This window comes from Chryseobacterium panacisoli (genome assembly GCF_008274625.1).
Classification (GTDB): Bacteria; Bacteroidota; Bacteroidia; order Flavobacteriales; family Weeksellaceae; genus Chryseobacterium; species Chryseobacterium panacisoli.
In genome coordinates this window covers 82,435-100,572 of sequence record NZ_VTRU01000002.1, presented here as the reverse complement: position 1 = coordinate 100,572, position 18,138 = coordinate 82,435, and the positions used below count along the sequence as shown (strand labels likewise).

The 18,138-nt window shown below is 33.5% G+C and carries 21 protein-coding genes; 18 read left to right on the top strand and 3 right to left on the bottom strand.

Annotated elements, in window-relative coordinates; genetic code table 11:
- Nucleotides 1-241: 241 nt before the first annotated feature.
- From FW781_RS11020 to FW781_RS10955, 14 genes are all read left to right on the top strand, one after another.
- A complete protein-coding gene (locus tag FW781_RS11020; RefSeq protein WP_149387488.1) occupies nt 242-796 on the top strand; it encodes a hypothetical protein in 555 nt (184 codons plus the stop codon).
- A gap of 12 nt (nt 797-808) precedes the next feature.
- On the top strand, nt 809-1,453 hold the full coding sequence (locus FW781_RS11015) for a hypothetical protein (protein WP_149387487.1): 645 nt from the start codon (nt 809-811) through the stop codon (nt 1,451-1,453).
- Nucleotides 1,454-1,466: 13 nt separating this feature from the next.
- Nucleotides 1,467-2,237: a sensor histidine kinase gene (locus FW781_RS11010; protein ID WP_149387486.1), complete on the top strand. Its 771-nt coding sequence runs from the start codon at nt 1,467-1,469 to the stop codon at nt 2,235-2,237.
- Entirely contained in the window at nt 2,234-2,878 is a 645-nt protein-coding gene (locus tag FW781_RS11005) for a response regulator transcription factor (RefSeq protein WP_149387485.1), read from the top strand. The genes FW781_RS11010 and FW781_RS11005 overlap by 4 nt, the downstream gene beginning before the upstream one ends.
- 270 nt (nt 2,879-3,148) lie before the next feature.
- Nucleotides 3,149-3,994 (top strand): caspase family protein, encoded by an 846-nt coding sequence (locus FW781_RS11000; RefSeq protein ID WP_149387484.1) that lies wholly within the window; start codon nt 3,149-3,151, stop codon nt 3,992-3,994.
- A gap of 73 nt (nt 3,995-4,067) precedes the next feature.
- Nucleotides 4,068-5,078 (top strand): trypsin-like serine peptidase, encoded by a 1,011-nt coding sequence (locus FW781_RS10995; protein WP_149387483.1) that lies wholly within the window; start codon nt 4,068-4,070, stop codon nt 5,076-5,078.
- Between the two features lie 398 nt (nt 5,079-5,476).
- Entirely contained in the window at nt 5,477-5,701 is a 225-nt protein-coding gene (locus FW781_RS10990) for a hypothetical protein (RefSeq protein ID WP_149387482.1), read from the top strand.
- Nucleotides 5,702-5,813: 112 nt separating this feature from the next.
- Nucleotides 5,814-6,041, top strand: coding sequence for a hypothetical protein (locus tag FW781_RS10985; protein WP_149387481.1), 228 nt, complete (start codon nt 5,814-5,816; stop codon nt 6,039-6,041).
- A 357-nt stretch (nt 6,042-6,398) separates the two neighbouring features.
- Nucleotides 6,399-7,721 carry a radical SAM/SPASM domain-containing protein gene (locus tag FW781_RS10980; protein ID WP_149387480.1) on the top strand — a complete coding sequence of 441 codons (1,323 nt, stop codon included), beginning with the start codon at nt 6,399-6,401 and terminating at the stop codon, nt 7,719-7,721.
- Nucleotides 7,711-9,921 carry a peptidase domain-containing ABC transporter gene (locus FW781_RS10975; protein WP_149387479.1) on the top strand — a complete coding sequence of 737 codons (2,211 nt, stop codon included), beginning with the start codon at nt 7,711-7,713 and terminating at the stop codon, nt 9,919-9,921. The genes FW781_RS10980 and FW781_RS10975 overlap by 11 nt, the downstream gene beginning before the upstream one ends.
- A gap of 59 nt (nt 9,922-9,980) precedes the next feature.
- A complete protein-coding gene (locus FW781_RS10970; RefSeq protein ID WP_149387478.1) occupies nt 9,981-10,694 on the top strand; it encodes a hypothetical protein in 714 nt (237 codons plus the stop codon).
- Between the two features lie 87 nt (nt 10,695-10,781).
- Entirely contained in the window at nt 10,782-11,003 is a 222-nt protein-coding gene (locus FW781_RS10965) for a hypothetical protein (protein WP_149387477.1), read from the top strand.
- 14 nt (nt 11,004-11,017) lie between these two features.
- Nucleotides 11,018-11,248 carry a hypothetical protein gene (locus tag FW781_RS10960; protein WP_149387476.1) on the top strand — a complete coding sequence of 77 codons (231 nt, stop codon included), beginning with the start codon at nt 11,018-11,020 and terminating at the stop codon, nt 11,246-11,248.
- A 61-nt stretch (nt 11,249-11,309) separates the two neighbouring features.
- Entirely contained in the window at nt 11,310-11,564 is a 255-nt protein-coding gene (locus FW781_RS10955; RefSeq protein ID WP_172625709.1) for a hypothetical protein, read from the top strand.
- Between the two features lie 302 nt (nt 11,565-11,866).
- Here the strand turns inward: FW781_RS10955 and FW781_RS10950 are convergent, their stop codons facing one another.
- On the bottom strand, nt 11,867-13,957 hold the full coding sequence (locus tag FW781_RS10950) for an outer membrane beta-barrel protein (protein ID WP_149387474.1): 2,091 nt from the start codon (nt 13,955-13,957) through the stop codon (nt 11,867-11,869).
- A 359-nt stretch (nt 13,958-14,316) separates the two neighbouring features.
- On the opposite strand from FW781_RS10950, the gene FW781_RS10945 reads away from it, so the two are divergent.
- Genes FW781_RS10945 through FW781_RS10930 form a run of 4 tightly spaced genes read left to right on the top strand, consistent with a single transcriptional unit; the run spans nt 14,317 to nt 16,219 of the window.
- Entirely contained in the window at nt 14,317-14,826 is a 510-nt protein-coding gene (locus FW781_RS10945) for a hypothetical protein (protein WP_149387473.1), read from the top strand.
- Nucleotides 14,823-15,170: a tRNA-binding protein gene (locus tag FW781_RS10940; RefSeq protein WP_149387472.1), complete on the top strand. Its 348-nt coding sequence runs from the start codon at nt 14,823-14,825 to the stop codon at nt 15,168-15,170. The genes FW781_RS10945 and FW781_RS10940 overlap by 4 nt, the downstream gene beginning before the upstream one ends.
- 17 nt (nt 15,171-15,187) lie before the next feature.
- Nucleotides 15,188-15,889 (top strand): 3'-5' exonuclease, encoded by a 702-nt coding sequence (locus FW781_RS10935; RefSeq protein ID WP_047380145.1) that lies wholly within the window; start codon nt 15,188-15,190, stop codon nt 15,887-15,889.
- Between the two features lie 3 nt (nt 15,890-15,892).
- On the top strand, nt 15,893-16,219 hold the full coding sequence (locus FW781_RS10930; protein ID WP_034691980.1) for an SUF system Fe-S cluster assembly protein: 327 nt from the start codon (nt 15,893-15,895) through the stop codon (nt 16,217-16,219).
- A 53-nt stretch (nt 16,220-16,272) separates the two neighbouring features.
- Here the strand turns inward: FW781_RS10930 and FW781_RS10925 are convergent, their stop codons facing one another.
- Both FW781_RS10925 and FW781_RS10920 read right to left on the bottom strand, forming a co-directional pair.
- On the bottom strand, nt 16,273-17,109 hold the full coding sequence (locus tag FW781_RS10925; RefSeq protein ID WP_149387471.1) for a sulfurtransferase: 837 nt from the start codon (nt 17,107-17,109) through the stop codon (nt 16,273-16,275).
- 169 nt (nt 17,110-17,278) lie between these two features.
- Nucleotides 17,279-18,127 carry a hydroxymethylglutaryl-CoA lyase gene (locus tag FW781_RS10920; RefSeq protein WP_149387470.1) on the bottom strand — a complete coding sequence of 283 codons (849 nt, stop codon included), beginning with the start codon at nt 18,125-18,127 and terminating at the stop codon, nt 17,279-17,281.
- Nucleotides 18,128-18,138 lie beyond the last annotated feature (11 nt).

The following is an 18,138-nucleotide window of genomic DNA, read 5'->3' as shown; positions in this document are numbered from 1 at the left end:
CAGGACCGGGAAGAGATTTCCGGTCCTGTTTTTTATACATAGTTTCGGAACCAAAAACATATTACTATTTTAATAATCATAATTAATATATTTTTTTAAAATAAAAACAAATCAATCATTCATTTTCAACTGAATACCAAAAAGTCGTAAATTTAGTAAAGAATAAAAAAACAGTGTTTTCCCTCTTTTTTATAGTTGTGCCGTTAGCTAATTTTGTTCCATAAAATTAAAAACCATAAAAATGAAAACTTCCTTTTTTACTAAGACTTTAAGCTTGCTTTGTGCAGCATTTGTTCTAACGCTCTGTTTGTTAAGCTGCACCCGCTGCTCCGAACCTCCTAAAGAACCCGTTAGCAACAGTTATAAAAAGAAGCTGATCAGCTACCGTGAAGGCCGGGTCCTTTTTGATGAATACACCAGGACCAATCATGAAATTCTCATGAAATACAGAAATGGTGAACCAGATTCCCGATGGTACTGGTTTTCACTGGAAGATATGGAAGGATATATTAAATACGTAAAAGAAAACGCAAAAAAACAAAAATTAAAAAATCCGGGAATCAGGATCTATATGGGAAAATACCCTATGAATCATCCTAAAAACAGAATGGCAAAACCGGAATATGCGGGCTATCAAACCATATTTTTAGTTCCTACCTCCCAAAAAAGAAAAAGTGACAATGCGATGGCCAGAACGGCGTCTACCGAGGAAAATACAGACGTACCATCCATAGAATCTATGAATATGACCAACCTGGCACCTCCACCCAAAACGCTGTCAGGAACAATGCCTTAAAAAACACAAATTATGAACTGGAATATTGAAACAGGGAAACAGATATCGATGATCCTATCCATCATAGTGATATTTTTAATGGTCATAAAATATAGAAAAACCGGAAAGGAGAACCTATTTTTTATTATTGGATATCTGTTGTTTTCCCTGATTGATATTTTCTGTTATTTCTACTACGACCTGACCAATCTGCCTACGGACATATTTTATGTAATTGGTTTTTTAATGATCGTATTCTTTTTGTATTTATTTTATTATTATCAATTATTGTATGTTCCGCTGCTCAAAAAGATACAGGTAATAATCCTGGTTCTTTTTGTCCTCAATATTGCTGTAATGTTTTCCACGGAAGATGATCTGCTTCATCATTTTTCTTTTAATATGCTGTATGTAGATATTCTTCTGTTATTATTTTCAATTATTTTGTTCCTGTATCAAACCTTTAATTCTGATAAAATACTGGATATCAAAAGCTATTTACCATTCTGGATATCAGTGGCTTTACTGATCTTTTTTATTGGAAGCATTCCGATACTTTTTTTCAGAGCTACTGTTTCGGAGACTATTTATTTCTTCATTTTATTTATGCTGAATCTGATCAGTAACGGTATACTCATATTGGGCTTAATTTGGAACAAACAAGAAAAAATGAGATAAATCCTTTTTAGATATGGAAGAGAATAATTTGGTCATCTTCTTTACGATTACTTTATTCATCGTTGTTTTAACAATGATCTTCATTTATGCTGTTTTCATCAAGAAAAAGACAACGCTGCTGATAAAGCAAAAAGAAAAAGATTTGCGGTTTGAAAAAGAGCTGGCCACTTCACAGGTTGAAATGAAGGAACAGACCTTGAATTATATCGGGCAGGAATTGCATGATGATCTGGGGCAAAAACTTTCGGTTGTCCGGCTGCGGCAAAACCAACTGATTCCCAAATTAAAAAACAACGAAAAAGAAGACCTTATCGAACTTAATGAACTGTTGGGAGAATGTATACAGGATATAAGAAATCTGTCTAAGACTCTGATCACCGAACAGATCATTCATTTCGGACTGGCAGAATCTATTGAAAGAGAAGTTCAGCGGATCAAAAAACTGAAATTATTAAAGATAGAATTCATTACTCAGAAACAGGACATTGATATTTCTCCCAAACATGGTCTGATCCTTTTCAGAATTATCCAGGAAAGTATCAACAACATCCTGAAACATTCCAAGGCCAAAAATGTTTCTATACAGATAGAAGATGACTGTGAACAATTACACATCAGCATTTCTGATAACGGAAGAGGTTTTGACACAAGCAGTATTCAGGATGGCTCAGGATTAAAAAACATGGAGCTGAGAGCAAAACTGATTCATGCCGAGCTTTCTATACACTCAGAATTAAATAAAGGAACACAAACTTTGATAACCTATCATAAAAATTTATTATGAAAACTATCCCCATAGCGATCGTTGATGATCATACTTTAATTTCCAAAGCCTTGGAAAATATGATCACAGAAAACACTCAATATCGGGTAATTATGAATCATCCCAACGGAGAAGAATTTATTGCAGGTGTGGAAAAAGCTTCTGAATTACCCGCGGTAGTACTGATGGATGTTAATATGCCTTATAAAAACGGTATAGAAACTACAGAATGGCTTACCGAACATTATCCTGACATCAAAGTCATTGCCCTGACCATGGATGATGATGAAAGAGTTCTTATCAGAATGCTGAAGGCAGGAGCCAAAGGATATTTACTGAAAGACATGCAGCCTTCTATACTTTTCCAGGCCATAGACACCGTATTTGAAAAAGGGAGTTTCTATACTGATTTTGTAGCTCAGAAATTATTGAAAGTAAAAACGGAGGAAATGAAAAATGCATCCTTACTTTCTGAACTTAAAGACAGAGAGAAAGAATTTATAAAATGGGCCTGCAGTGAACTCACTTACAAAGAAATAGCAGATAAAATGTGCCTGAGCCCAAAAACAATAGACGGCTACAGAGATTCGGTTTTTGTAAAGCTGGATATAAAAAACAGAGCAGGTCTGGTACTTTTTGCTTTGAAACATGATCTGTGTTGATTGAATATTCTCATTTTTAATCTTATTTCAATACTATAAAATAAACATCTTTACATTCTTTTTACGTATCCGGCAGCTTGAAAAGCTGCCGGATTTTTAATTCATAACAATCTCATATACAATTAAAAAGGTGTTTTCCCTTTTTCAAAATACGGTTTTCTCCTCTGTTTTTGTCTTTAAGAATGATGGAATTTTGTCATAGAAAAAAACGCAGAAAGGCAGAACCCGAAAAGCCGAAACAGAGTAGGGAAAATTTTTAAAACTAATACAATGAAAAAAGCACTTATCGTAGGTATTAATGACTATGCACCCATCGGATACGGAGGTCCGGATCTTAATGGTTGTGTAAATGATGCGAGAGATATGGCAAATACATTGGTAATCTGTGGTTTTAGTCCGGCAAAGATTAAAATTCTGACCAATCAAAATGCAACACGGGCGAATATATTAAACTATCTGAAATCCATGATCAGCACAAGTGTAAAAGGAGATTCTCTTGTTTTTTATTATTCGGGACACGGAACCAGAGTGGCTAATATCGGATCGGATCTGGAACTGGACGGTCTGGATGAAGCCATTTGCCCGCACGATTATGCCAATAACGGTGTCATTCGTGATGATGATTTTAAAACCGTTCTCGGTAAACTTAAAGCCGGAGTCAATATGGAAGTCATCTTCGACTGCTGTTATTCCGGAACAGGAACCCGAAAAATGGATCTGGGACTGGAAGCGGATTTTCTCAACGAAACCGCCCGTTATATTCCTCCTATGCTTGAAGATGAATTTTATCTGACCTATGCCAGTGAAATGGAATCGTCTAAGAATTCAAAAAAATCAACTGTTCTCACGAAAGCACTTATCCCTGTTGCCGGAATGAATCATACGTTATGGGCCGCAGCAAAAGACAACCAGGTGTCTATGGAAGGCAATATCAGCGGACAGATACGAGGATATTTCACCTATCATTTCTGTAAAATTTTACGCGCTACCAATGGCAGTATTGTCAGAAAAACACTTGATAAGCAGGTTGCTATTGCATTGGCGGCTATGGGAGCAGCCCAGATTAATCAAACGGAAAGCATCACAGCAGAATTTTCACAAAAAATATTTACTTAATCATAAACCATTACCGGCGGAATCCGAAAAGCCATCAAAAGAGTAGGAATACACTAGATTAAAAATAATAATCATGTCTAAAATTGAAAACAACAACCCAATGACAGCAGAAGAAGTTTTAAGACTTAGAACTGTTAAAGCAAAATCAACTGAAAAACCAGAAACTGTTGAAAAATTATTTAAGCAGGCTCCCGCTATGGAAACCATCAACGGAAGATCTTTTCCTAAAGGAATGAAAACAATAGGAATGCCTATGGATGAAAAAACAGCAGAAAACCGATCTTTGGAAACTGACCATTTCTACCCTACTCATTCTGATTTTGAATACAATCCGAAACTGGAACCTAAAAAAGACCGTAAACCTAAATTTATTGAAAGAGATTCTTTCCTGAATGCTGAAAATGCAAGAACTATTTTTGGAGCAGATCAAAGAAAAGTATATAACTCTACAGCATATCCGTGGAGATGTGTAGGAAGAGTGGAAAGTTCTCTGGGTTCAGGAAGCGGAGTAATGATTGGTCCAAGACACCTTCTAACCTGTTCCCATATTGTAGACTGGCAGCCCAATAATACTACAGGATGGCTGAAATTCACGCCAATGTATTACAACGGAAGCGCTCCTTACGGAACAGCCTGGGGTACATTAACGTATTACAAGTATAAAGTAGCAGGTCCTTCTATTGATTCAACAGAAATACAATACGATTATGTAGTCATTGTATTAGACAGACCTATCGGAAACAGCACAGGATGGCTAGGCTCAAAATCTTATTCCGACTCTTGGGATGGAGGAGCTTACTGGACTCACGCCGGATATCCGGGAGACCTTACAGGAACTCAAAGACCAACATACCAAACAGGAATCGCTCTGGATGGAGATTTCTGGAGTGCTGATGACAACGAAAGCATGAGCCATAAAGCAGATATATGGCCTGGACAAAGCGGAGGCCCTTTCTGGGGATATTGGGATGGCTCTCCGTATGCTGTGGCTACTCAAAGTGCCCACAACCCAAGCGATAATTTTGCAAGTGGCGGCTCAGATTTAGTCAATCTGGTCATCAGAGCAAGAAATGAACATCCTTAATTTATTTTTTATTTTCAGTTAAAAGTCTATCCTTAGGGGGTAGGCTTTTTTTATAATTAAATAAAAACGCCAAGATGTAACCATATCCAGTTAGAATAATATAGTAAAACAGAGTTGTCCGGGATTAGAGTCCTCCCCCTATAAATCTTTTATTATAAAAAATAATATGTTATATTTTTATTTTCATTCCCATATTGATGAAATAGCATTTTTACTTCAATCAAAAGAAATCTATTTAGAATTATTACAAATTTATTCAAATAGTATGGATATATTGGTTTAATATTTATTTTTGAATGAACTAAAAAACTACGCAGAATAATATATTTTGATAATAAAAATCAATTTTATATAACAATCTGATAAGTAATTTTAAAATTCAATAAACTAATTTAACCATGAAAAAAGTAACTAAAATTAAAGTCTCTGTGGTTTTAACTGGTTTTGAAAAAATTTCAGAATCACAAAAGAAACATTTACTGGGAGGTTTTTCCCATACAATCACTAATCCAGATACTGGGCTTGATCCTGATGACGGCACTACAAATAATTGCCAAGGAGGAAATTGTAGAGCAGGATGTGGAATATTACAAAACTTAAACTGCATTCAGTGCGGCAAATAAGGAATCTGCAATTCAATTATTTATAACAAAGCTGTTTTCAATTTTCAGCTTCACACAATTCTAAGATTTATTATAATAGATCATAATTAGTAATTTAAACAAAAGTTTAGCCATGAAAAAAGTAATTAAAAGTAAAACCACTGTGGTTTTAACTGGTTTTGAAAAAATTTCAGAATCACAAGGGAAACAATTATTGGGAGGTTTTTCCCATACAATCACTAATCCAGATACTGGGCTTGATGACGGTACAGGAACTACCAATAACTGTGCAGGAGGAAACTGTAAAGATGGGTGTGGACAAGGTCAAAACGTAAACTGCGTATCAGGTTGTGGGAAATAAGAATATAATTTTTTGGTCAGGTAGCCTATAAGAACTGGCACTAATGAAAATTTTATATTTTTAATAATGATTTATAGCACGTTACACCATTTCAACCATTAATATCAAAATTGTTAGTGGTCAGAATTAAAACGACTATCCAGCGGATAAATTAACAGTTGTATGGAAATAAGTCTATCATACTATTGTGATCAAAATTTTCTGGATTCATGTATAAGATCAACTACTCCCCTGTTTTAAAACTCTTATGTTTAATTAAATTGAGGCTGTCTCAAAAGTATTTCTCTTAAATTCATTAATATCAAGAAATTCAAAGAATAATATTTTTCTTTTGGGACAGCCTCTTATCACTAAGTTATGAAATATAGCCAATTTAACTCTATTGTATATATAGACGAAAGATATTATCTATATAATTCTTTCAATCAAAAATTTTTAGTAATTGATCCTATACTAAGGGATCTTCTTGAAGCTTCAAAAAGCGAAAACATAGAAAATCTATACGAGGTGCATCCTACTTTCTATGATTATCTGGTTGCAGAGGAATTTATAATATCTCGTGAGATTGATGAGGTTGAAAAAGTAAAGCAAATTTCGAAATCTGTTGATGAAAACCAATCTAGCTTTTTACTTACCATTAATCCTACGATGAATTGTAATTTTAAATGTTGGTATTGCTATGAAACGCATGTAAAAACATCTAAATTCTCTCAAAGTATGATTGATAAAGTGGGGCTGTTTATTGAGAAAACAACAACAAACCCTGCAATGAAATATTTCCAGTTAGCTTTCTTTGGAGGTGAACCTTTACTCTATTTTAAAAAAGATGTTGTTCCCGTTATCGAAAAGCTTCAGGACGAATGTGTGAAAAATTCTGTAGATTATTCTGTTAGTTTTACCACAAATGGCTATCTGATAGATGACTACTTTATTGACTTTTTTAACTCCCGTAAAATAACTCCCTCATTTCAAATTACCCTTGATGGTTACAAAGAAAAGCATGACGAAGTAAGATTTGTAAATGCTAAAAAGGGATCTTATGATGAAATTGTAAAAAATATAAAGCGTCTTATAAATAATTCCTTTTTTGTAAGACTTAGAGTAAATTATACATCAGAAAATATTGCTGATACCTATAAAATATCAGAAGAATTTCAAGATATCCCAGCTGATATCAAGAAAAAATACTTGTTGATGGATTTTCATAGAGTTTGGCAGGATTCACAGAATGATAATATAAATGAAGTTGTAGATGAAAATACAGACAAAATCAAAGAGAATGGGATTCTGGTTAGTCATATGACTCCTGATAATGTTCGAAACTCCTGTTATGCAGATAAAAGAAACAGTGCTGTTATTAATTATAATGGTGATCTGTTCAAATGTACAGCCAGAGATTTTACAACAGCTAAAAGAGCTGGTTATATTAATGAATCAGGTGATTTGATATGGGAAGATGATTATCTTGAGAGAAGGATGAATACAAAATTTAAAAATAAACCATGTTTATCTTGCAGATTACTTCCAATTTGTAATGGAGGCTGCTCACAGCACGCTATGGAGGCAGAAGAAAGCCAAACAGAATACTGTGTATATTACGGTGATGATCGAATAAAAGATGACGTTGTAATATCTAAAATAAAAGGAATAGTAGAAGCTTTAGTTTTAGATGAAGTTTAAATTTGTTAATCAACTTGAAAGTAATGATTGTGGGCCGGCTTGTTTATCAATGGTTCTAAATTCTTATGGGGTAAATATTCCTGTAAAAGAATTAAAAGAAATTTGCGAAATAACAAGAATGGGGATATCAGTCAAAGACATTTTAGATGGTGGTGAAAAAGTAGGTTTTGAATCTCATGGTTTAAAACTTACTTTAGATCAGCTTGAAGAAATCCCTTTACCTGCAATTTTATTTTGGAAGCAAGATCATTATGTAGTATTGTATAATATTATCACTAAAAAAGGTAAAAAACATTACTATATCGCAGATCCTGGCTATGGGAAAATTAAAATTGAAGAAGAACTGATAATAAGAGAATGGATTGGAAATGAGGCAAAAGGTGTTTGTTTGATCTTTCAGCCTAAAGATGATTTTGAACAAATTATTGAAAAAAAAACTTTTACTGACTATAAAAAGAAGCCCTTCTACAGCAGTACTGTTATCAATCATCTTATTAGTTTTCTTAAGAACAATAATTACAAATACATATTCTCACTTTTACTATTGATTGTGGGTCTTGGTACCAACTGGCTCATTCCTATTATTTTTAAAAGAATAATTGATGATGGAATAATCGCCAAATCACTCAACTTAGTTATTATTCTTTTGCTTACACAATTTCTATTATTTATGGGAAATTTTGTATCACAGTTTTTAAGCGATTTCATATTAACAAAACTAAACTTTAATTTATCAATAACTCTTAAAGAAAAATTCCTTAATAAACTGATAAAATTACCCGTCAATTATTTTGATACCAGACTCAATACAGATACATTGCTTAGATTAGGTGATTTATCAAAATTACAAACCTTTTTTACCTGGAAAGGAATTAGTTTTTTTATAAATACTCTTAATTTAATTGTTTTTAGTGGCATCCTGTTTTCTTTAAACAAATTAGTTTTTTTAATATTTGCTGTATTAAGCACTTTATCTGTTATTTGGATTTCCTTTTTTTTAAAAAAGAGGGCTGCTTTAGAATATTCATTATTTATAAAACAATCAGACAATAGTAACAATCTGTACGAATTTATAATGAATATGCCTGAAATAAAAGTTAACCAGGCTCAGAACACTATTATATCAAAAATTTTAAAATTACAAAGAAGCCTCAATGAGTTAGAATTAAAGTCCTTATATCTCAACGCTTACCAATTATCTGGTGCTAATTTCCTTTTGAAATTTAAAGAAATAACAATAATTGCAATTTGTGCCTATTTTATAATAAATTCACAGATGACTGTAGGTACTTTGTTAAGTATCTCATTTATTCTTGGGCAATTGAGCGGACCTATTATTAACCTGATTAACAATATAAAAGATGGTCAGGACGCCTTGATATCTCAAAAAAGAATTGAGGATGTCTTTAAGGTTTCAAATGAAAATGACCAGGAGGTATCCGAAAGTGATATAGAGATTCATGATATTATTTTAGATAAAGTTTCCTTTAAATATCCAGGAAGTTTTAATCCATTCGTAATTAACAATTTATCTTTTGCGATCCCTAAAAATAAAGTGACTGCAATTGTTGGTACCAGTGGAAGTGGTAAAACAACGCTAATGAAATTATTAATGAAATATTACCTGCCAACTTCTGGAAATTTGTTTCTTGGGGAAGGTAATTTTTCAAATTTAGATCCTGATCATTGGAGAGATAAGTGTGGTGCAGTACTTCAGAACGGACATATTTTTTCTGGAACCATTAAATACAATATTGCTCTTTGTGAAAATGAATTTATAGATTTAGTGAAGCTTGAAAACGCAATAAAAGTAGCGTGCTTAGATAATTTCATAGAATCTTTACCTCTAGGTTCAGAAACAAAAATTGGTAATGTTGGAATGCAATTAAGCGGAGGGCAAAGCCAGCGGGTGTTAATTGCCAGAGCAGTTTATAAAAACCCTGAGTTTTTATTTTTTGATGAAGCTACCAGTTCCTTAGACGCCAACACTGAAAAAGAAATTCTAAATAATTTAAGAGATTTCTTTGTAGGAAGAACGGTTGTGGTTGTAGCTCATCGTTTAAGTACGGTTAAAAATGCAGATCAAATCATTGTGATGGAGAAAGGAGAAATAACGGAAATAGGAACTCATGAAGAGCTCATTGTGACAAGAGAAAAATATTTCTCTTTAGTAAAAAATCAGTTAGAATTAGGAAATTAATAATTCTCATTCAAATTTAAAAACAAGCGATTCTTATTTAATTAATAAACAATATAAACATGAAAAATTTTGTAGCAGTTTTTATTTTTCTTATTGGAAATATGTTTCTTTCACAAGTGTATGCCAGCCAGCCAGAGAAAGAAAATATAATTAATATCTCAGGAATCGTTTTTGATTCAAAATCTCTCCTTCCTATAGAAAATGTGAATATTTATAATGAAAAAGGAGGTGTTATTGCAAAAACTGATTCCAGGGGTTATTTTATAGGTAAGTTACAATACACAAATAAAGAAGGTATAAAGTTTAAAATTAAGTTAGAAAAAAAAGGCTATTTATCTTTTACCCAATCTGAAAATTGGGCAGACTTTAAAAAAGGAAGTATTAACACGATATATTATTTTGGAATTAAGAAAGCCGATGAGGCTTCTGATGTAGATTCTTTTTCACAATTTATTTTTAACAGTGACCTTTCATTTAAATCTGCTTCCAATAATTTCGAAAATGTTTTAGAAAAATTGAGGTTTAACAAAACCATTAATAATTTGAGAAAAAGCAGTCAAAAAAGTTTCTTTGAAATTAATAATTCTTATTATTTAATAAGTGATACGGGCTGGATAAAACTAGAATCACCCAAAAGTTTAATTTATATTGATACTTTAAAAAAAATCTCAGCAGACAACATCAATTCTACTATACAACGAAAAGACATTAAAGATGTTCTTCATACGGACGATGGAGAGATAAAAATCACAACATATAAAGTTGAAAAATAGATAAGAAAATTTAATCCAAATTCATATCCTTTAAGCGTTTACAACATTCATAAAAAATTATAATTAACAATTTTAAAAACTATTGCTATGAAAAAAGTAATCAAAATTAAAACCACTGTGGTTTTAACTGGTTTTGAAAAAATTTCAGAATCACAAGGTAAACAATTGTTGGGAGGTTTTTCCCGTACCATTACTAATCCGGATACAGGAATTGATGATGGTATCTCAAATAACTGCCAGGGAGGTAACTGTGCCATCAATTGCAGCATTCATCAAAATCTCAATTGTAGCGGAGCCTGCGGTAAATAAACTAGAATTGAATTATGAAAAAAAATGAAAAGAGAAGTTTAAATACTGATCATCTGAAAGATCTAATTACCTCTGCAACAATTAAAAGAGATGCATCAATTGATAAATTAATTGGTGGTTTCAGTCAAGCTGTATCAATAGGAATTGATGATATTATTTCTGATGGACAGTCTAATAATTGTGATGGAGTGAATTGTCGTAAATATTGCGGCGCAGATATGCCTCAATTGCCCTTTAGATCATAATTCTCTCAATAACTACCGCGGAGCATTTCGTTAATGGTTCATTACTTAAAAATTAAAAAATATGAAAAATTTCAGTCGTGAGAATACTCGCCTAAACATGGAACGTTTACAGCAACTTATTGTTTCTGCAGAAATTGAAACAGATAAATCTGCTGATAAACTTATTGGAGGTTTCAGCCAATCTTTATCAATAGGAATTGAAGATACTATTTCTGATGGACAGTCTAATAACTGTAATGGGGCAAATTGTCATAGACATTGCGGCGATTATCCCCCAGATACTCCGGTAGGACCAAATACGGTCTGTATTTTTTAAATACATATTATGAATGTTGGAAGCCTCTTTTGAGGCTTTTTAAGTATTTCTATTTCCCCATAATAATAGTTTAATTTACCTGATAAAATTATAAATATGTTATGAAATAATGGAACACAGCCATTCCATAATAAAATATTGAAAGCCATTTCACAACTATTTTACTGTACAAAAAATGGAGAATATTTATTAAATAGACCAATTAATACAAATAAGAAAGCTGAATAATAAGTTATTATCCAGCTTTATATTATCAATTACATTCTTATTCTCAGAATTTCTGTAAATAAAACCAGGCTCTCCTAGAATGTGGTTGCAGGTGCGGTATTGTTGTATAACTTTCTGTTGACTTCGTTCTTTTTCCCTTTAGCAAAATCATAGCCTATTCCCAAGATAAACATATTTTTGTTGTTGTAAATATTAGTAACTCCTGAATAGTTTACTAAGCTTTCATCAAGTGTTTTCATCTTGTATCTTGATGGCATTCCCAACCAGTACATCCCAGTGGTAAATGTCCAATCTTTCAGCTTATAATTGGCAAAAATATGGTTCTGGTTTTCATTAGTGTTTAAGAATGCTCCACTTAGGGTGTAGACAGGAATATTAAACATATAAGTCAGACTTAAATTTTTGTATTCAGAAGAAATTGTGAAATTATTTCCGAAATAATTATTTTTAAGCAAAGCTCCTGAAATCATCTTAACACGCTGCATTGTTGGATAAATATTGGCTTTAATAACCAACAGCCTATTTCCAAATGGTTTTACAGATCCTGTCATCTGTATCCCTAAACGTGAACTAAACTGGGCATTTTCGTATGTTAATGCATATTGGGTATTGTTATTATACAAAACGTACATACTGTTTATAGCATTATCCAAGTAATTATAGAAAAGATTCGCATTAAAATCAAAATACTTATTATTATAAGAATAATTTAAATTATTATTCCACGCCTTTTGTATTGTTAAAAAAGGATTCCCTGTAGAAACAATATTAGGAACAATCTGATTAATATTTGGACTTAGTGATGTACTGCCTGGGCTATAAGGAGTGTAACTGCTCGTGAATCGCAAACTTTGATTCTTCTTCAACTCGTATCCTAAAATAATTTTAGGAGTTATTGTCCAGTCATCATTGCTCGTTGTAGCAGTCTTATTGTGTATATTAGTTAAACCCAATCCGATACGATACATCAGTTTTTTACTTTTACCTGCAAATTCTGAATATAAATATTGTGTCAAATAATTAACTGAAAAATCAAAATTTCCAGCCAGATTCACTAGACTATTATCAACATTGTTGTTGTCAATTCTATAGCCTGAACTTAGCTTACCCATTACAAAATCATGAGTGTAGGCTACCTCTCCTACAATACTCTTCTGTTTGGCTTTTAAATTCATATCATTATCAAAAACAATATTATCTGTATTGATTACCCATTCTTTATCAATTTCAAAGCTTTTACTGGTATATGCAGATCCTACTACATTAAAACTTATTTCATCTTTTTTGCCTAGTCTTTTGGAAAAGTAAATATCTAGCTTTGGAGGACTATATTTTTCACCAGTATACTGTGAAGTTCCATGTTGTTCTGAAGCATTGTCTTTTATGAAAATACTTTCTCCATTTCCCTTAGAGAAAGAATTATAAATATTCATTGAAAACTTTGTTTGAAAAACATAGTTTCCGCTCAGGGAATTGGTATATCTTAAAGTAATATCCTGATCGGTATAGCCAAAATGATCTGTCTTATTTTCATTTGTATTGTAATGAGATCCCTGCAAATAATAATCATAGACTCTGTTGGCAGCTCGGTTATCATAATCTCTGAAATTAATGGCATACTCTAGACCAATATTATTTCTTCCGTTGGTATAGTTTGCATAGGCCTGTCCATTTACAAACCCTGTCGTCAATGCAGTACTTACTGAAGTTCCTGCAGCAAAACCTACTTCAGGATTTCTTGTAATAATATTAACAACAGTATCCGCTCTATTGGCCCATCTTGTAGGAGGGTTATCATAATACTCAACTCTCACCACATTTTCTGGCCGGATTCCTCTGGCTTGCAGCTCTGTAGCTTCTATTCCATTGATTAAAAGTAAAAATTTTCCACCTTTTATACTGGAAATCTTACTGGAAATAGGGTCGAACTGAAGTTCTGGCAAAGTCCGTAGTAAGTCATTCGCGTATCTGGCTTTTTTTAAAGCTTCTTCATCGAAACTATAAACCGCTTTGTCTACATATTGTTTTTTACGTTGTGTTTTTATTAGAACCTCTTGAATTTCTTTTATTTTTTGAATTGAATCCTGGGGTTTGGGGGTATTATTTTCTTGTGCAAGAGTAAAGCTACCTATAGTTAATAGTGCTAAACTTATCTGTTTTCTCATTATTAGTATTAGTTTTTTCGAAATATTTTATTAGCAAATTTAAAATTACAGATTGTTTTTTCAAAGTAAATTGATCTTTATTCTGAAAAAGTTAAAAATGTATCTATATGAAACTGATCCAATCATAACTATGATTAATAAAGACATTTTCTATCCGAAATATAATAAATTATTTTCATCAAAAGTATAAATAATTCGACAATATGTAAGTATAAGAAAACCTTTATTGAGAATTATAGCAAAAATTTTTAAGTGAAGTGGAAAAACGAAAATAATGCTTGCTTATTTTTATCCGTTAAATGATTAATGATCTGATAATTCTCAATATTTTAATACATTTGTTATAAAACATATCTCAGATGAATTTCGAGCAGATCAACTTACACCTTGAGGCTTATAAAGAACACAACCAGATTCTGGATGCAGCAAAATATCTGATCCATTCCTTTGACCTGGAGCATGAAAACTTTGCAGGGTTCGGATTCAGAGAAGAACTCTCTCCTACTTCAATGCTTCTTACTGCGGAAGGTGAATTGGGAGGGCCGCAAACGGTGATGATCCCGAAAAACTTATTTGATTTTGACCTGAACCTTGTTCTGAATATGGTAGCTCATGAAATGCTTCATGTAAGACAGAAAGCTCCCGGACAGGTAATTGAAGACAAAAATGAAAGAGAATTCCAGGCGTATTATGAAATGCTTTTTCATAAAGTTTTCCCACAAGTTCCTGAAGTTTCGGATTTCCATAAAAAATTCTTCGGGGGAAAAGCTCTGGAATATTACAAAAGAATGGGTGAAGGCTCAGTCTTACAGCAAAAATATGCAGAACAGAAAACAGAAGTAGAACATTTAATCAACGAATTACCATGACAGTAAAACCAGACATCACCTGGGCAGATTTTGAAAAAATAGACATCAGATGCGGAACGATCATCTCAGTGAATGATTTTGAAAAAGCAAGAAACCCATCTTACCAGCTGGAAATAGACTTTGGAGACTTAGGAATCAGAAAATCATCTGCACAAATTACCTCTCTTTACGAAAAAGAGGAACTTGTTGGAAAACAGATTTTAGCAGTAGTAAATTTCCCTAAAAAACAGATTGCCAATTTCTTCAGTGAATGTCTGGTGTTGGGATTATATGGAGAAGACAAAAGTGATGTCACTCTTTTAGCCCCTTCGCTGCCCACAAAAAACGGAATGCAGGTAGGATAAATTCAACAAAACACAATATGATACAGAACATCCCTTTAGAAAGAGTTTTATTCCTTGATATTGAGACCGTTCCACAGGCCGGATCCTGGGACGACTTATCCGAAACAGAGCAATATCTTTGGGACAAGAAAACCCGGTTTCAGAGAAAAGAAGATATCTCTGCAGAAGAGTTTTATGACAGAGCCGGTATTATGGCCGAGTTTGGAAAAATCATCTGTATCACCATCGGAATGCTTGAAAAGAATGAAACCCTTAAAATAAAAAGTTTTTCCGGACACGATGAAAAGAAATTGCTTCAGGAATTTGGAGAAATCTTCAACAGCCCAAGACTTCACAATGTTATTCTCTGTGCTCATAATGGAAAAGAATTTGATTTCCCATGGATTGCCAGAAGATACCTCATCAACGGGATGCTGCCTCCTGCTCCGTTTCAGATGTTTGGAAAGAAACCCTGGGAAGTTCCTCACATAGATACGATGGAGCTTTGGAAATTCGGGGATTATAAGAGTTTTGTATCCCTTGAATTACTGGCTCATGTCTTTGGGATTCCCACTCCGAAAGATGATATTGACGGCTCAATGGTTTCATCAATTTACTACATAGAAAAAGACTTGCAGAGAATTGTTGACTATTGTGAAAAAGATGTCTTAACTTTGGCAAATATTTTCCGACGCATGCGTCAGGAAGATTTGTTGAAAAGGAATATCAATCTAGATTAAAAAATGAAATTTACAGACGATCAAATAGCTGACATTGGTGAGGAAATCATTGGTGTACTGAAAACCGTATATGACCCCGAAATTCCGGTAGATATTTACGAATTAGGGCTGATTTATGATGTCCAGATCTCCGATGATGCTGACGTAAAAATTATAATGACACTTACTACTCCCAACTGTCCTGTTGCAGAAACACTTCCTCAGGAAGTAAAAGATAAAGTGGCTGAAGTAGAGAATGTAAAAAGTGTAGATTTAGAGCTTACTTTTGAACCGAGCTGGAACAAGGATATGATGAGCGAAGAGGCGAAGTTTGAGCTGGGAATGCTTTAATTACTCTTAACAATATAAAACCCCGAAAGAATTACTTTTCGGGGTTTTTATTTTTAAATATCTTTTGCTATTTCTTTTCCTTCCCTCCTGCTCCATTCACTCCACGAACCTACATACAGATCCGGAATTGGAAATCCTGCATAATCCAGCGCCAAAATAGTATGACAAGCAGTTACACCTGATCCGCAGTGAATGATCAGATGTTCAGGCTTATTTTCTAATAACTGCCTGTATTTTTCTTTTAAAACTTCCGGATTCAGAAAATTTCCGTTTTCATCAAGGTTTTCAGAAAAAGGAATATTGACCGCCCCGGGAATATGCCCTGCAACCAGGTCAATGGGTTCAGATTCACCTTTATAGCGATAGGCATCTCTTACATCAATGATGGTAGAAGAATTGTTTTCAATCTCATTTTCAACAACTTCCAGACTCGAAACAGGAAGAAGCCAATGATCTTTTTTGATTAAAGAAGCTTTATCAAATATTTCTTCTCCTGAAGAAAATTCCAGTCCATTTTTTTCAGCGGCCTGCATTCCACCATCAACAACCTGAACTTTTTCAAAACCGAAAGATCTTAACATCCACCAGGCTCTCGCTGCTGCATTTGAAGCATTTTTATCATCATACACAATGATATGGGAATTCTCAGCGATTCCAAGATTTGAAAGTGTTTCTGCAAACTTTTCTACGGAAGGAAGCGGATGTCTTCCTCCAAAAGCGGCATTTTCTCCTATCTCAGCCAAATCTTTATCCAAATCTATGAATCGAGCTCCTTTTATGTGCTTTTCAAGATAATTCTGCTTTACATCTTTTCCTGTTCTTGCATCAAGAATGATAAGATTTTCTGTTGGAAGATTTTTTAAATCGGATGGGGAGATTATTGGAGTCATTTTGTTGATTTTGGGTTAATGTATGTTTTGGCTAAAGCCAACTGTATTTTAATATAGTAAAGCGGGCTAAAGCCCGCTCCCATTGATATTAATTATCACAGATTCCGGTGATTGAGCAGATTGTTTTTTCTATCTGCGAAATTTGCAAAACCTGTGAGAAGTATTCTTCTTAAAAATGAAAAATATCCTTCGCTTTATTGTAAGAACTTTCAAAGTTCAGGAGATTCAGTTTATGTTCTGCTTTTTCAACGCTCATAAAGTTGATGACCTGTTCTGTTGGCATATTCCCTACAAGATCATCTTTAGCCATAGGACATCCTCCGATTCCTTTGATGGCACTGTCAAATCTTCTGCACCCCTTATCATAAGCCGCTTTTAATTTTGAATAGGAATCTTCATAACGGTTATGAAAATGTCCTCCGAAATTGATTTCAGGATATTTTGACGGTATTTTTTCAAATAAAAGGGCAATCGTTTCAGGAGTTGCCACTCCTGTAGTGTCTGATAATAAAATATCTTTCACTCCGATATCAGAAAAACGTTGTGCCCAATGGTCAACATCTTCCCATTTCCACATTTCTCCATATGGATTTCCGAAAGCCATGGAGAAATAGATATTCAGCTGCTTTCCTTCGCTTTTTACCAGTTCAAGCATTTTAATGATTTCATCAAAAGCTTCTTCCTGACTTTTATTGGTATTTCTGTGCTGAAAAGTTTCGGAAATAGAAAACGGAAAGCCTAAAATGTCAACTGACTGGTGCTTTAATGCTTTTTCAGCGCCTCTATAATTACCGATAATTGCGGAAACTTTCGTCCTGGAACGTGATTTGTCAATATTTTTGGCCACCTCATCAGAATCAGCCATCTGTGGAATTGCTTTCGGAGAAACAAAACTCAGACAATCCAATACATCAAAGCCAACATCCATCAAGGAGTTGATATAATCTATTTTTTTATCGGTAGGGATAAATTCTCCCCATCCCTGCATGGCATCTCTAGGACATTCGGTAAGAAACATTGTTACTTTTG